Source organism: Sphingobium sp. (genome assembly GCF_041987595.1).
Lineage (GTDB): Bacteria > Pseudomonadota > Alphaproteobacteria > Sphingomonadales > Sphingomonadaceae > Sphingobium.
The window spans coordinates 1-15,208 of record NZ_JBHIWJ010000036.1; the positions used below are offsets into that span (position 1 = coordinate 1).

At 64.3% G+C, this 15,208-nt stretch carries 13 protein-coding genes; 9 read left to right on the top strand and 4 right to left on the bottom strand.

The features are described 5' to 3' along the window. Positions 1–11: 11 nt before the first annotated feature. Together ACFC3J_RS11140 and ACFC3J_RS11145 are read right to left on the bottom strand one after the other, a co-directional pair. Positions 12–425 (bottom strand): hypothetical protein, encoded by a 414-nt coding sequence (locus ACFC3J_RS11140; RefSeq protein ID WP_375196239.1) that lies wholly within the window; start codon positions 423–425, stop codon positions 12–14. Positions 426–565: 140 nt separating this feature from the next. After that, positions 566–2,227: a TonB-dependent receptor plug domain-containing protein gene (locus ACFC3J_RS11145; protein ID WP_375196240.1), complete on the bottom strand. Its 1,662-nt coding sequence runs from the start codon at positions 2,225–2,227 to the stop codon at positions 566–568. 518 nt (positions 2,228–2,745) lie between these two features. Between ACFC3J_RS11145 and ACFC3J_RS11150 the strand changes: the two genes are divergently transcribed. From ACFC3J_RS11150 to ACFC3J_RS11180, 7 genes are all read left to right on the top strand, one after another. After that, a complete protein-coding gene (locus ACFC3J_RS11150; protein ID WP_375196241.1) occupies positions 2,746–3,663 on the top strand; it encodes a LysR substrate-binding domain-containing protein in 918 nt (305 codons plus the stop codon). A 79-nt stretch (positions 3,664–3,742) separates the two neighbouring features. Then, the gene (locus tag ACFC3J_RS11155) at positions 3,743–4,729 is read left to right on the top strand and encodes an NADPH:quinone oxidoreductase family protein (RefSeq protein ID WP_375196242.1); all 987 of its coding nucleotides are present in this window, start codon (positions 3,743–3,745) and stop codon (positions 4,727–4,729) included. A gap of 15 nt (positions 4,730–4,744) precedes the next feature. After that, positions 4,745–6,826, top strand: coding sequence for a 3-hydroxyacyl-CoA dehydrogenase NAD-binding domain-containing protein (locus tag ACFC3J_RS11160; RefSeq protein WP_375196243.1), 2,082 nt, complete (start codon positions 4,745–4,747; stop codon positions 6,824–6,826). Beyond that, positions 6,823–8,025: an acyl-CoA dehydrogenase family protein gene (locus tag ACFC3J_RS11165; RefSeq protein WP_375196244.1), complete on the top strand. Its 1,203-nt coding sequence runs from the start codon at positions 6,823–6,825 to the stop codon at positions 8,023–8,025. Before ACFC3J_RS11160 ends, ACFC3J_RS11165 begins: the two co-directional genes overlap by 4 nt. Then, positions 8,018–9,070: a phosphotransferase family protein gene (locus ACFC3J_RS11170; RefSeq protein WP_375196245.1), complete on the top strand. Its 1,053-nt coding sequence runs from the start codon at positions 8,018–8,020 to the stop codon at positions 9,068–9,070. The genes ACFC3J_RS11165 and ACFC3J_RS11170 overlap by 8 nt, the downstream gene beginning before the upstream one ends. Next, positions 9,067–10,107 (top strand): alpha/beta fold hydrolase, encoded by a 1,041-nt coding sequence (locus tag ACFC3J_RS11175; RefSeq protein WP_375196246.1) that lies wholly within the window; start codon positions 9,067–9,069, stop codon positions 10,105–10,107. The genes ACFC3J_RS11170 and ACFC3J_RS11175 overlap by 4 nt, the downstream gene beginning before the upstream one ends. Further along, positions 10,104–10,943, top strand: a complete 840-nt coding sequence (locus tag ACFC3J_RS11180) for a TIM barrel protein (protein WP_375196247.1) — start codon at positions 10,104–10,106, stop codon at positions 10,941–10,943. Before ACFC3J_RS11175 ends, ACFC3J_RS11180 begins: the two co-directional genes overlap by 4 nt. 7 nt (positions 10,944–10,950) lie before the next feature. On the opposite strand, the gene ACFC3J_RS11185 is transcribed toward ACFC3J_RS11180, so the two are convergent. Together ACFC3J_RS11185 and ACFC3J_RS11190 are read right to left on the bottom strand one after the other, a co-directional pair. Next, the gene (locus tag ACFC3J_RS11185; protein WP_375196248.1) at positions 10,951–11,880 is read right to left on the bottom strand and encodes a phytanoyl-CoA dioxygenase family protein; all 930 of its coding nucleotides are present in this window, start codon (positions 11,878–11,880) and stop codon (positions 10,951–10,953) included. A gap of 248 nt (positions 11,881–12,128) precedes the next feature. Then, complete coding sequence (locus ACFC3J_RS11190; protein WP_375196249.1) at positions 12,129–13,487, bottom strand: spinster family MFS transporter; 1,359 nt, start codon at positions 13,485–13,487, stop codon at positions 12,129–12,131. A gap of 276 nt (positions 13,488–13,763) precedes the next feature. On the opposite strand from ACFC3J_RS11190, the gene ACFC3J_RS11195 reads away from it, so the two are divergent. Together ACFC3J_RS11195 and ACFC3J_RS11200 are read left to right on the top strand one after the other, a co-directional pair. Next, a complete protein-coding gene (locus ACFC3J_RS11195; protein WP_375196250.1) occupies positions 13,764–13,970 on the top strand; it encodes a ferredoxin in 207 nt (68 codons plus the stop codon). Continuing rightward, positions 13,967–15,184, top strand: a complete 1,218-nt coding sequence (locus ACFC3J_RS11200) for a cytochrome P450 (RefSeq protein WP_375196251.1) — start codon at positions 13,967–13,969, stop codon at positions 15,182–15,184. The genes ACFC3J_RS11195 and ACFC3J_RS11200 overlap by 4 nt, the downstream gene beginning before the upstream one ends. Positions 15,185–15,208 lie beyond the last annotated feature (24 nt).

Here is a 15,208-nt window from a genome sequence, read left to right on the forward strand (position 1 = left end):
GTACAACCCGATCACCACGATCCGCGGCGCCGGTTACCGCTGGGACCTGCCGCGCAGCTGATGGCAGGCCCGGACGCCCGCCTGTGAACTCGCTGCGGACGCGGCTGCTGGTCGCGGCCGCGCTGGCTGTTCAGGTAGTCCAGGTGCAGCGCGGCCGGCCGGGCGAACTGCGCGGCCAGCCAGCCGTCGAAGCCCTGCGTCACGAGCGCGTCGATCTGGGCCGGGCCGGTGGCGCCAAAGGTCGCCTGGCTGAGGAAGCGGGCCGCATCGCGGCGCGTGGGCGGCGGCGCGGCGGGCGTGCCTGGCGTCAGGTCGCTGCCAGCCGGCGTGGCCGTGCCGCCCGCGTCAGCGCCACCACCACCACCGCAGGCGGCCAGCAGCACGCTGGCGCTGCAGATCAAGCCGAGTAGGTTCTCTCGTTTCATTGCATCCTCACATAGTCGGGTTGCCGGGACAAAAACGCGCTTCGCTTCACGCCTTCGCGGTCGGGTCCATGGGAGCCACGCTCCGTTCGGGTAGCCGCCGCGATCCCGCGCCGCGCATCCGGCCCGGGAAAAACTTCACGTCAGAACTTGTAGGTGTAGCCCACCGAGAACTCCGTACCTTCGGAATAGCTTTCGATGATCCGGCCGTTCTGCTCGTACTGGATCTCTTCATCGAGCAGGTTCTTGGCCTTGAAGCTGATCTTCGAACTGTTCGCGAACTCCTTCTCGTAGTTCAGGTTCACCGTCGCGCGACCGACCTCGTAGATCGGCGTATCCGGGCGGCCGGCGACGATGTCGATGCGATCGTCGAAGTAGTTCGCCAGCAGCGTGACCTTCTGCGCACTCGGGAAGTGGTCGTAGGCGAACTGCAGGTTGGCAAGAAACGGAGACTGACCCTGGAGTTCGCGATTCGGGTCGAGTTCCAGCTGCCGGCCCTGCGCGTCGAGGTTGATCTCGGACTCGATGAAGGCGACGTTGGCCGCGATCGTCAGCGCATGGTTGGCCATGTCGAGCGCGGTCACGCTCGCGTCGATCTCGATGCCGCCGATCGTCGCCGATTCCTGGTTGCGGAAGGTCAGCGAGTCCGAGAGCTGGATGCTGAGCGTATCGACGATGCTGTAGGTTTCGAGCCGGTAGAACTGGTCCTGATTGAGCGAGGTCCTGCGTGCGCCCAGCGCCTTCTGGCGCGCAACCACGGCCTGAGCGATGGTCGAATTGGCCGAGGTGAAGGCAGCCGCGCTTCCGGGCGCAAAGCTGTTGCCATAGGAATTGGCGACCAGATTGGTCAGCGTCGGATGGTCGGTCGCGACAGCATCCAGAATCTGGCCGGTCCCGTTATTGTGCGACTTGGCATAATTGGCGACCAGATAATTTTCGATGCCGTCCGTCGGGCGGAACAGGATGCCGATGCGGCCGACCCAATAATGGCGATCATCATAATCCCTGCCGCGGAAGTCGCTGCGCACGTCGTTGACGCCGGGCAGGCCGGAAATTCCTGTATTCGGTCCATAGCCGGGCAGCACGCGGCCCGAATTATTATAGACGATCGGCGTGAAGCCGGGACCCTGGAACGGCAGCGACAACGGCAGGTCCGCGGTGCCAACATCCTTGGTATAGCCGTCGCGATCGACCTTTTTGAAGGAGAAGCGCACCATCAGCTTGTCGGCGATGATCGGGGCGTTGACGACGGCTTCGAATTCGCGATCGTTATAGTTGCCGATCTGTGCCGATAGCCAGCCCTCGAACCGGTCCGTCGGCTTTTTCGGCCCGATCAGCAACGCGCCGCCGGTGGTGTTCTTGCCGAACAGCGTGCCCTGCGGACCGCGCAGAACCTGAAGCGATTCGATGTCGAACATCGTGCCGGGGCCGCCCTGATTGCCGATGATCGACCCGGCGACCAGGGGCACTTCGGCGAAATAATTGACCACGCCGGTCGGTGCGAGATAAGTCTGACCCTGCCCGCGGATCGTGATCGTCTCCGCCTCGCGCTGCTGGCCGTTGGCGGTGACGTTGAGCGAAGGGATCCGCCCCAGCAGGTCGCTGGCCGAACTGATATTCTGTTCGCGCAACATGTCGGAGTTGAGCGCGGTGACGGCGGTCGCGACTTTCTGAATTCCCTCCTCGCGGCGGTTGGCGGTGACGATGATGTCGGCAAACTGGCCGATCTGCGCTGATTGCTCCGCATCGGCATCCTGCGCTATGGCCGGCGCGGACAGGCCGGCGCAGGCCAGGCCCAAGGCCATTCGCGACGCGGACGCTATAAAAGGCTGTATTCCTCTCATGAAAATCCTCTCCCCTTTCACCTGTTTTGATTTCGTCTTCGGTCCGGGCCATGGCCGGGCCACGGGATGACCGGCGTTACGGCGAAGCGGCCAAGACATGCGTGTATCCGTCGTCTGCGTGCAATTGCGCCCGAGGGAATTCCATGCTTCCGGAAACTGCGGCCCTGTAACGGGTACTGTGGCAGTTGATCGCTGCCGAACGGTCCCGTCGCGGCGCATGTTCGCGCCGTTGATGAAATCGGCCAGCGGGCTGCAATGTTACCAGCGCGGCGATATCGCATGCCTGCCCGCGCCGGTTCCTCGGCCAATGCCGATTCCGATGCCTGAACTGACGCCGGTGACAAGAGCGCGGCGGCCGCCCCCCCCTTTGCACATTTTGGCCTCGATAGTCCTGAACGGCGCAGTTCTTCTTTCCGAGCGGAGGTATTTCCGCCTATCTGGATGCGACGTCGGGCAGTCGAGACAGTGGTGGAGGCAGGGTGAGGATTACATTACGCCAGCTCGCGACGTTCGAAGCGGTAGCGCGCACGGGCAGCATTGCAGGCGCGGCTGAAGAGATCGGCCTCAGCCCATCAGCGGCCAGCATGTCGCTCAAGGAACTGGAAACGCATCTGGGCATCAGCCTGTTCACCCGGGCCAAACGGCGGCTGAGCCTGTCCGACCGGGGACGGCCGATGCTGGAAATGGCGCGAGGCATATTGGTGCAGGTCGCCGATATGGAAGCCCTCTCCATCCCGGAAGAGCTGCGCGGCCGGCTGCGGATCGGCGCGGCGGCGCCGGCTGGCAATTATGTGCTGCCCCGCCTGTGCGCAGAATTCATGCGTCGTCATCCGCAGGTGCGGATCGACCTTAAGATCCTGCCCTCTCAGGATGTCATGGAGGGTATCAAGCAGATGGCGCTCGATATCGGTTTTGTCGGTTCACCGGTCAATTCCAGCTATCTGGAGGCTCTCCCGTGGCTGCGCGATGCGCTGGTGGTCTGCGCCGCGCCCGACAGCGCGCTGGCGCGGCGCGGGGCGGTGCATCTGGCCGATCTGGCGCAGGAGGGATGGGTGCTGGAAAAGACCCAGTCGAGCGAGCGCATTTCCTTCACCGTCGAGGCGCTGAAATATATCAACTCGCTCAACATCCTGCTGGAAACCGACAGCGTGGAGGCGGTCAAGCGGGCCGTCGCGCATGGCGCGGGGCTAACATGCCTGTCCCGCCTGTCGGTGGAGGAGGAGATTGCGCGGGGCGAGCTGGTGGCGCTGGATGTGCCGGAACTGCGCTTCACCCGCGTCTTCAGCCTCGTCAGCCGCCGGGATACGCAACAGACCCATGCATTCGAGGCCTTTCAGCGCTTCGCGATGCGGCTGGTCGCGCGCAATGACGCCCCGGAAGATCATCAATTTTATTGAATATGACCATCTAAACTTCCCAGTTTATCTGATGATCGGCAGCGCTTAACCAGAAGGAAAGACCGGATGGGAGAGCGACGTGAAGGCGATCATCTGCGAAAATTTCGCGACCGTGGGCGACCTGAAATATGGTGTGTTTCCTGCGCCTGAACCCGGTCCCGGCGAACTGCTGATCAACGTGACCGCGGCTGGAGTCAACTATCCCGATGTGTTGATCGTGCAGGGCAAATATCAGACCAAGCCGGCCTTGCCCTTCGTTCCTGGCAGCGAGGCGGCGGGGCACGTCGCTGCGCTGGGCGAAGGGGTTGAGGGCTTTGCGGTCGGCGATCGGGTCATCGCCTTCACCGGAAGCGGCGCCTTTGCGGAACAGGTGCGCGTGCCCGCGACGCAGGTCTGGCCGGTGCCCGCAGGCGTCGATCTGGCGGTCGCGGCAGGTATCGCCATAACCTACGGCACCTCCTGTCATGCGCTGAAGGATCGGGCGGCGTTGCAGCCGGGGGAGACTTTGCTGGTGCTGGGTGCGGGGGGTGGCGTGGGCCTTACCGCCGTGGAGCTGGGCAAGCATATGGGCGCACGGGTGATCGCCGCGGCCTCCAGCCCGGAAAAACTGGCGCTGGCCAGGGCGCAGGGCGCCGACGAGCTGATCGACTATGCGCAGGAGGATCTGCGCGAACGCGTCAAGGCGCTGACGGGCGGCAAGGGCGTCGACATCGTTTATGATCCGGTGGGCGGGCCGATGAGCATCACCGCCGTCAAGAGCCTCGCCTGGGGCGGGCGGCATCTGGTGATCGGCTTTGCCGGGGGCGAGATACCGGCCATTCCCGCCAACCTGCTGCTGCTGAAAAGCGCAGCGGCAGTCGGCGTGCTCTGGGGCAACAGCGTTCGCGCCGATCCCGTCCGGCAGGGAGCCAACATGCGGCAGATTCTCGACTGGCTGGCGCAGGGCGCGCTGAAGCCGGTGATCGACGCCCGCTTCCCGCTTTCCGACGCGGCCGACGCGCTCCACCATCTCGAAAAGCGCAAGGTGAAGGGCAAGGTACTCCTGACCCTCGCCAGCGCATTCTGAACAGGGAAAATTCTTATGCCCGATACAGTCCAGTTCCACGTCCGCGGCGCCATTGCGGAAGCCGTGATCGACAATCCGCCGGTCAATGCAACCTCCGCCAGCGTGCGGCAGGGGCTTGCCGAAGCCATCCGCCGCAGCGAGGCGGACCCGGCCGTGCGGGCGCTCGTCATCCGCTGCGCGGGCAAGACTTTCATCGCCGGGGCCGACATCAAGGAATTCGGCAAGCCGCTGGTCGAGCCGGGACTGCCCGACGTCATCGCTATGATGGACCGCGCAACGAAGCCGATCATCGCGGCGGTCCATGGCACGGTGCTGGGCGGCGGGTTCGAAGTGGCGCTGGCCTGCCACTATCGCATCGCGTCGCCGGAGGCGAAATTCGGCTTTCCGGAGGTGAAGCTGGGCATCGTGCCGGGCGCCGGCGGCACGCAGCGCACACCGCGTCTTGCGGGTTTGGCGACCACGATAAGGCTGACGACGGAAGGGGGGCAGATCGGTACTGCCAGCGCGTTCGCCGAGGGCCTTATCGACGCTATTGCCGATGGTGAGCTGGCCGCCGCCGCGCTCGCCTATGCCGAGGGGCTGGTGGCGGAGGGCAAGGGGCCGCGCAGCGCGGGTAGCCTGCCCATGCCCGCCGATGATCCGGCATTGTTCGAGGAAGCGCGCAGGACATTGTCGCGCAAGATGCGCGGACAAAGCGCGCCGCTAAAGATACTGGAGGCGATCCGGCTCGGCTATGAGATGGATTTCGGCGCCGCGCTCGTCCGTGAGCTTGAGATGTGCCGGGAGAGCATCGCGGGACCGCAGTCGAAAGCGCTGCGCTATCTGTTCGCCGCCGAGCGCGAAGTGGCGCGCATAACCGATTTGCCCGCCGATACGGCGACGCGGCCGATCGATCGGGTCGGCGTCATCGGTCTGGGCGTCATGGGGCGCGGCATCGTGATGGCGGTAGCAAGCGCGGGCCTGCCGGTGATCGCTGTCGGATTGGATCAGGCGCATGTCGAGGCCGCCATGAAGGCGATCACCAGAATGTGGGCGTCCTCCGTGGCCAAGGGTAGCCTGACGCAGGAGGCGATGGACAAGCGGCTGGCGCTGATCACCACCAGCGACGACCCGCGCGATCTGGCCGCGACCCAACTCGTCATAGAGGCGGTGACGGAGGATCTGGCGGTCAAGAAGGCGGTGTTCGCGACGTTGGGGCAGGCGACGCAGCCGGGCACCATCCTGGCCTCCAACACCAGCTTTCTCAATATCGACGCGCTGGCGGAGGCATCGGGTCGGGCCGAGGATGTGTGCGGGATGCATTTCTTCAATCCCGCCCACGTCATGCGCCTGCTGGAAAATGTCCGCGCAGCGAAGACCGATCCGGAGGTTGTGGCGACGATCATGGCGCTCGGCAGGCGCATCGGCAAGCTGCCGGTCCTGTCGGGCGTGTGCGATGGCTTCATCGTCAATCGCATGCTTTCGAAACGGTCGCGCGAAGCCTTCTTCCTTGTGGAGGAAGGGGCCGATCCGGCGCTGATCGACAAGGTGCTGCTGTCCTTCGGCTTCCCGATGGGACCGTTCGCGCTGGGCGATCTGGCGGGGCTGGACGTGCAGGCCGCGGCGCGCAAGGCCCGCGCCGCCAGCGCGACGGAACGGGAATTGCGCGCCGATTTCGTCGAGCAGATGGTGGCGCAAGGACGGCTGGGGCAGAAGACGGGATCGGGTTGGTATCTTTATGACGAAAACCGCAAGGCCAGTCCCAATCCGCAGACCGGGGCGATGATCGCCGCCCACGCCGAACGCCACGGCCTGACGCTGCGCGGGATTGGCGAGGAGGAAATCCGTGAACGGCTGCTCTACGCCATGGTCAATGAGGGCGCGAAGCTGCTGGGGGAGGGTATCGCTCCGCGCCCGCAGGAGATCGACATCGCCATGGTGAACGGCCTTGGCTGGCCCAGCCATACGGGCGGTCCGATGCACTGGGCCGACCAGATCGGGCTGGAGAAGGTGTTGGCCAAGATTGAGCGTTTCCGCGCCGAGCAGGGCGACGCCTATTGGACGCCCGCGCCGTTGCTGGCGCGCTACGCGACCGAGGATAGGGGGTTCGCCGCATGAGTTATGAACCCAATGCGAAGACGGAGGATCTGCTGGCGCGGCTGCGCGCCTTCATGGACGCGCATGTTTACCCGCAGGAACAGGCCTATTATGAGGAGGTCGCGGCGGGCGACCGCTGGGCACATGTCACGCTGGTCGACCGGCTGAAGCCGCTGGCGAGGGAGGCGGGACTCTGGAACCTTTTCCTGCCCGAGAGCACGCACGGCGCGGGTCTCACCAATCTCGAATATGCGCCGCTCTGCGAGGAAATGGGCCGGGTCCACTGGTGCCCTGCCATATTCAACTGCGCAGCGCCCGATACCGGCAATATGGAGACGCTGGAACGCTTCGGCACGGATGAGCATAAGGAACGCTGGCTCAAGCCCATGCTGGCGGGCGAGATGCGTTCCGCCTTCGCGATGACCGAACCGGCGGTCGCCTCCTGCGATGCGACCAATATCGAAAGCTCGATCGCGCGTGACGGCGATGACTATGTCGTCAACGGCCGCAAATGGTGGATTTCGGGCATGGGGGAGGTGGACTGCGCCCTCATGATCTTCATGGGGAAGACCGACCCGGACGCGCCAAAGCACAAGCAGCAGTCGATGATCCTTATCCCACGCGACACGCCGGGCATCACGGTGGTCCGGCCGATGACGGTCTTCGGCTATGACGATGCGCCGCATGGCCATATGGAAATACTCTTCGAGAATGTCCGCGTTCCCGCGTCCAACATGTTGCTGGGCGAGGGACGAGGGTTCGAGATTGCGCAGGCGCGTCTCGGGCCGGGGCGTATCCATCACTGCATGCGCATGATCGGCATGGCCGAACGCGCGCTCGAAGCCATGTGCCGGCGGGTGAAGTCCCGGGTCGCCTTCGGCAAGCCGCTCGCCGAACAGGGCGTCATCATCGAACGCATCGCCAACAGCCGCATCATGATCGACCAGGCGCGCCTGCTGACGCTGCATGCCGCGCATCGCATGGACACGGTCGGCAATAAGGTGGCCAAGGCGGAGATTGCGATGATCAAGGTCGCCGCGCCCAACATGGCCTGTCAGGTGATCGACTGGGCGATGCAGGCCCATGGCGCGGCAGGGATCAGTCAGGACTTCTTCCTCGCCAACTACTACGCCCACGCGCGCAAGATCCGCTTTGCCGACGGGCCGGACGAGGTGCACCGCAACCAGCTCGGCCGTCTGGAACTCGGCAAATATGACTGATGTGGGTGACGTTCGCACGCTTGATCTGACGCGGCTGGCGCCATGGCTGCGGAACCATGTGCCCGGAGCGGACGGCATGATTTCGGCGGAGAAGTTTGCGGGCGGCCAATCCAATCCCACCTATCTGCTGTCGGTCGATGGCGCCCCGCGCTTCGTGCTGCGCCGGAAGCCTGATGGCGTGCTGCTCCCGTCGGCCCATGCGATCGAACGCGAATATCGGGTGACCGATGCGCTCAAGGATACTGAGGTGCCGGTCGCCCGGCCGCTTGCCTTGTGTGAGGACAGCGCCATTGTGGGCACGCCCTTTTTCGTGATGGACCATGCGCAGGGGCGCAATTTCTGGGATGCGCGCCTGCCCGGCATGACAGCGGATGAGCGCGCCGCCATCTATGATGAGATGAATCGGGTGCTGGCCGCGCTCCATGCCATTGATCCCGCGGCAGTGGGTCTTTCCGACTATGGCCGCCCCGGCAATTATTTTGCCCGGCAGGTTGCGCGCTGGACAAAGCAGTATCGCGCCACCGAAACCCGGCGGATCGATGCGATGGAGCGGCTGATCGAATGGCTTCCGGCTCATGATCCGGAGCTGGATGCCTGCCGCATCGTCCATGGCGATTTCCGTAACGACAATATGATCTTCGCGGCCGACGCGCCGCGCATCGTCGCGGTGCTGGACTGGGAACTCTCGACGCTTGGCCACCCCCTGGCTGACCTTGCCCAGCACGTCATGGCGTGGCGCGTGCCCCATGAAGGCTATCGCGGCCTGTCCGACGCTGACCTGTCGGCGCTCGGTGTCCCGAAGGAAGCGGATTACGTCCGCCGCTATGCGCAGCGCAGCGGGCTGGGTGCGATCGATCCCGGCCATTGGCGCTATGCGATGGCCTTTGCCATGTTCCGCAACGCCGCCATCCGGCAGGGCGTCTACCGCCGCGCTCTGGAGGGCAATGCGTCGAGCGAGGCGGCTGCGCTGCATGGCGCGAGGGCGGGCGAGATTGCAGGCCTTGGCTGGCGCGTCGCCGTGGGAGAGGAGGACGCCCGGCTATGAGGGACCATATGATCGATGTCGGCTCGTATAGACTGCGCGCCGTGGAGCGAGGCGATGGGCCGCTGGTGCTGATGATCCATGGCTTTCCCGGCCTCGCCTGGTCGTGGCGGCACCAGATGGCGCCGCTGGCCGAGGCGGGCTATCGCGCCGTCGCGATCGACAGTCTGGGCTATGGCGACAGCGACCGCCCGGCCGATCCGGCGGCCTATACCGCCCAGAGGATGCAGGACTATCTGATCGCGCTGCTCGATCATTATGGCGCGGAGCGGGCGGTGATCGTCGGACAGGATTTCGGCGCGCAATATGCCTGGAATCTGGCGGTGCGCGCACCCGAAAGGATAGCGGCGCTGATCGCCACCATTCCCTATGATTATGACCTCGCCGGACGCGCGATGCTGGGCAGCGCGCAGCGTCTGCCCGCCGACGCGCCGCCGCGGCCGGAGGCTTCCTCGCCCGATCGCCTGCCAAGCGAACGCTTCGCCGCGATGGCGCAGTTGCATTTCTTCCATTTCCACTATTTTCAGCAGGTGGGGGCCGCCGAGCGCGAATTGGCCGGGCATGTGCCGGAATTCCTCGCCCGGCTGTTCCATGCGCTGAGCGCGGAGGGAGATCTGTGGCGGTGGAAGGCGGTCGCATCTGCGGGTAGCGGCTATCTGGACGCGCTGCCGCCAGCGCCGCCCTTGCCTTGGCGTTGGCTCAGCGAAGCGGAATTTGAGCGGTTCGTGGCGGGCTATCGCCATGCCGAACCGATGCTGAATTTTATCGGTGGCCTCAACAGCTATCGCACGGCGGATGCCAACTGGCTGACCGGCAAGGCATGGGCCGATCATGACGTCGAGACGCCCACCCTGTTCCTCTATGGTCAGGATGATCCGTCCTTCGGCTTCTTCCCGGAATGGGAAGAGAGGTTGCGCCGGCGCGTGCCGGGCCTGCGCGGGATCGAGGCGCTGCCTGGCGCCGGGCATTTCCTCCAGCAGGAGCAACCGGCCGCCTTCAACCGGGCGATGCTGCATTTCCTGGAAGCCCTGAAAATATGAGCCTGCGCCTGGCCGGGCATCTGGGCCTCAGCGCGCCGGATCGGCCGCTATTGGCGCATCTGGGCCGCTCTGCCGATCCGCTCGACCAGATCGATGCGCTGGCCGATCATGGCTTTGGCGGCGTGCAGGACCTGTTCCTGAAACTGCGCCCAGCCGCCGAGCAGGTCGCGACAGCCACCCAAATGGCGCGGCGCGGACTTCGCCTTTCGAGCTTCGGCGGCGATCCACTGCACTGGAACACGCCCCTCTGGAGCGCGGAAGACGAGGGTGGGCGTGATGCCCTTTCGGAGAGCGTGGCGCTCAGCTGTGATCTGGCGCAGCGTTTCGGCGGTGCGGCCGCCGTGTGCGTGGCGGGACTTGATCCGGGGAGGTCCCGCCCGGCGCAGGTCGCGGCGATGATCGAGAATCTGAAGCGCCACGGAGAAGCGGCGGCACGGGCCGGGCTGGTCCTGCTGGTTGAACCGATTGCGGCCAGCCGAATCTCCGGGCTGCTGCTTGACCGGCTGGAGGACGGGCTTGCGATGGTGCAGGCCGTCGCCACGCCGTCGGTGCGGCTGCTGTTCGACGTCGGCCATGTCGCGATGATGGGACGGGATGTGGTGCACGCGCTTTCCGCCTGTCGGGATGCGATAGGCCTCATCCAGATTGCCGATGTTCCCGGGCGGATCGATCCGGGGCTTGGGCAACTGGATTGGCCCGCGATCATCGGCCAGATTGCCGCGCAGCGTTATGACGGTCTGCTGGAGCTGGAATTCGAACCGGCGGACCCGACGGCGGAGGGCGAGGCGGCGATGCTGGCCCGCCTCGCATCCCTGTTCGGCCCGATGCAGCCCTGACGTCGGCTCACCATTCCATTTCGGGCGGGACGATGAGGTCCTGCACGGCCTTGGGCGCATAGGTCCACGGCTCCTCGAACCCCACGGCGACCGAACTGTAACCCAAAATCTGGCGCAATATTCTGGACGATCCTTTCAGCACATCCGGATCGGTGGTCATGGGGAAGTTGATCATCGGCTTCCACCAGGGCGGGCAATAGCCGACGATGACACCTGCGCGCTCCAGATCGGTGGAGACATTCGCGCCCGTCCCGTGCAGCAGAAGATCGGTGTAGATCAACACCGAACCCGCCGGAGCTTCGGCTGGAACCGACTCATATTGCACGGTCCAGCTTTGCGGCTCGATGTCGCGATGGCTGCCGGGCACCATCCGCGTCGCGCCATTTTCTTCCACGAAATCGTCCAGACACCAGATGAAGCGGGTCTGCGCGGCGCCCGCCGACAGGGGGATGGCGCCGCTGCGGTCGCGATGGATGCCCTGCTGCGCGCTGCCGGGACGGGTGACGTTGGCGCCATAGCTATGGACAAGATAGGATTCGTCCAGCGTCTGCGGCCCCAAAATCTCCCGCGTGATGTGCAGCGGCAGCTCATGTTCCAGAATATCGCGGAAAAAGGGATGGCGATTGACCAGCTGCGCGCCGGACATGCGACGGTTGAGATCGTCATTGTCGGTGTAGAAACGGCGAACCCGCTCCTCGTCGATCGCTTCCTCGCGATCGATTTCGGCGGCAAGAAAATTACGCATCTCCTGCGCCTTGGCGGTGCTGAACACCTCCGCCGCTATAGCATAGCCCGCGCGGTCCAGGTCAGCGCGAATCTGGTTCATATCCCTGGTGGGCCGGGGTAGCGGACCGTCGAATTCCAGCGGCTTGACCGGCCGCTTGTCCCCGGCGCTCATGTCGCGGGTCACCTGCTTCTTCGCATTGCCAACGGCCATCCTGTCTCTCCTGCTGAGTGTCGATGTCGTGCCAGCCCGTCCTGTGGCCGCTCTTTATCTCGATGCCGGTCCGGCGTATCGGATCGCATGATAAATTACAACGCAATGTTTCATTTCAGGCCGCGAGAGGAAAGGCACCATGAAGAAGCCCGGCTGCGTTACGGGCGCCACCCGTGGTATCGGACGCGCCATCGTGCTGGCGGCGGGGACGGGTCATCATGCGCCGGACTTTCTTGCGGCCAAAGGCATCAACCCTGACCGACCTGATTGTCCGCTTCCCGCCGCAATGCCCGCGCCGCCAGTGTCCAGTGCAACGCGCCGAGCAGGAAGAAAGCGGTGATGCTCATCAGAGCGTCCCGCAGACCCTGCGCGGCATTGCCGCCGCGCAGTTCGGCGAAGCAGTCGCTGAGCAGACCCGCGACCAGAGGTCCCATGGAGACGCCGACAAGATTGGCGGCAACGATATAGACCGCGCTTGCCCGTGCCCGCATGGCAACGGGCGCGAGGCTCTGGGTCAGCGCAATGGAAGGCGCGGTCCACAAGGCGCCCAATATGATCGGCAGGACCAGCAGCATCAGCGCTCCCGACCCGCTGGGCATGTTGAGTACCGCCATATAGAGCGGCGCGCACAGCAGCACTCCGGCAATCGGCAGCCATAGCATCATGTGCAGTCCTGACCGGGCCAGCCGCGTGCCCTGCCAGCCTCCCGCCCATGTGCCGATCGCGCCGCAAATGCCGGTCAGCAGTCCCAGACTCAGTCCAGCCTGCGCCAGATTCAGGCCATGGTTGCGGATCAGGAAGGAAGGCAACCAGGCGGCGATCCCTGTCTGGGCGAAGGCGATCGCGGCGCTGCCCGCAATGACATGGACGAAGGCCCTGCGCCGCGCAAGAAAACGCAGGCTTTGCAGGAAGCTCGTCCGTTCCGGCGTGGTGGCATCGCTCTGGTCCATCCCTCCGCGGATCGGCTCGCGCGCGAGCAGAGGGAAGATGATAGCCACCAGCAGGCCGGGAACACCCGCGAGAAGGAGCGCGGTGCGCCAATCGGTTGCCTGCGCGACCACGCCGCCAATCGACAGGCCAGCCATGATTCCGACCGGCACGCCGACTGCGAACAGACCGGCGGCGGCGGATCGCTCGCGAGGAGGGTAAAGGTCGGATATCAGCGAATGGGCGGCAGGCGCGAAGCCTGCCTCCGCCAGCCCGACCCCCATGCGTGCGGCAAAGAACTGGTTGAAATTGCGTGTCAGGCCGCAAAGCGCCGTCATCAGGCTCCATATGGCGGCAAATCCGGCGATCAGGCGGACGCGGTTGAAACCCCGGTCGATGAGATGGGCGATGGGAATGCCCATCGCGGTGTAGAAAAGGCCGAACGCACCACCCGTCAAAAGCCCCAATTCCCAATCCGCCAGCTGGAAGTCCGCCTTGATCGGTTCCTGCAGGATAACCACGATCTGCCGGTCAAGATAGTTGAGGCTGTAGATGAAGGCGAGCATCAGCAGCATGAACGTCCGGCGGCGTCTGTCTGCCTGGGCGGGTCTTGCCATGGCTGTATCAGCCTGCGTCGGCGGGACCGGGTCTTCGATCGGCAGCGCAATCTGTCGGGACATCGCTCTTCCTTGTCGTTCGTGTCCGCAATAGGGTCATTGGTCGCAGCCGCAATCAACGCGGGCAGGGTGGTTTCCGCCCATATGGAAGCCTGTCTCCGGGCGCCTGCATGCGAGTCGCACGGGACCGCAGACCTGCGTTGCTGACGAGACGCGACGATATGGCCGGGTTAATGTCCTGCAATGTTCCTTATGGCGTATCGGGTTCCATTACCGTCATGGGCCAGCCGTCGGCGCAATGATAAAACGGGCGCAACGACCGAAATGGAGAGAGTGCCAATGCGAGTTGTCGCCAATCTGAATGTTTGTCAGGGACATGCGCGATGCGAGGACCTATGCCCTGAAGTGTTTTCGACGGATGCGGTAGAGGGCAAGGTAGTGATCGAGCATCCCGAGTTCCCGCCTGAACTGGAAGATAAGGTAAGGCTCGCCGTGCGCAACTGTCCGGAAGGGGCTTTGCGGATCGCCAAGGGAGGCAAGGCATGACTCTCGTCTTCCAGCCGCCCGCGCCAGATCATGTACCGGCTGAACTGATCGTCGATTTCGACTTTTTCAAGGTTCCCGAAGACGTAACGGATCCGGTCCAGATCTGGCACCGACTTGCGCGGGACGGCGCGCCGCCGATCTTCTACACGCCGCGCAATGGCGGGCACTGGGTGTTCCTGCGCTATGCCGACATTGTCGAGGGCTATCGCAACCATGAGATATTCTCGACCCGCGGGGCGCAGATTCCGCCGATCGAGCCGTTCCCCGTGCTGCAACCCAATGGCGTCGATCCGCCGGAACATGATGTGTTCCGCAAGATCCTGGCGCCCATGTTCACGCCGCTCGCCGTCCGCCGGATGACGGAAGGGCTGCACCGGCGCGCCGAGACGCTGATTTCCGGCTTTGCCGGTCAGGGCGGATGTGACTTCATTGCCGATTACGCCGCGAAATTCCCGACAGGAACCTTTCTGGAGCTTTTCGGTCTCCCCGAGGAGCGCCTGCCCGAATTTCTGCGCATCGCCAATGTGTTTTTCCGCAGCACAGATCCCGATATTCGCGCCGCGAACCTTCTCGAAATCTATGCGGTGCTTGAAGACCTGTTCCGCGAAAAAGAACGCAATCCTCAGAATGACATAGCGACGACCGTGCTGCAGGCGCGGGATTCGGATGGAAACCAGTTTCCCTGGCAGGACATCATCAATTGCGGTTTCCTGCTCTTCGTGGCGGGGCTGGATACGGTGACGAACACCATGGCCTATGTCTGGCGCTATCTGGCGACGACGCCGGACGCGCGGCAGAAATTCCGGGACCGGCTTGACGACCCGGCGGCCTTCCTGCTGGCAATTGAGGAATTGATGCGGATCAACGCCGTGTCGAACATCTATCGTCGCGTAACGCATGATTGCGAATATAAGGGCGTGCGGCTGCGCAAGAATGATCGCGTCATCCTGCCCAATACGGTGGCCAACCGGGATGCGTCCATCTTCCCCGATCCGCAGACGATCGACCTCGACCGCAAGGTGAACAATCATGTCACTTTCGGCGTCGGGCCGCACCGCTGCATCGGCTCCCACCTCGCCAAGCGGGAAATCATGATCTCCCTGCAGGAATGGCTGCGCCAGATCCCCGATTTCGAACTGGCGCAGGATCAGGAGGCGCTGTCCGTCTTCGGCGGCTCGGTCATGGGCTTTGAGTCGCTGAAGCTGCGCTGGTAACCAAAGGGGGAAGGCGGAGGGCGA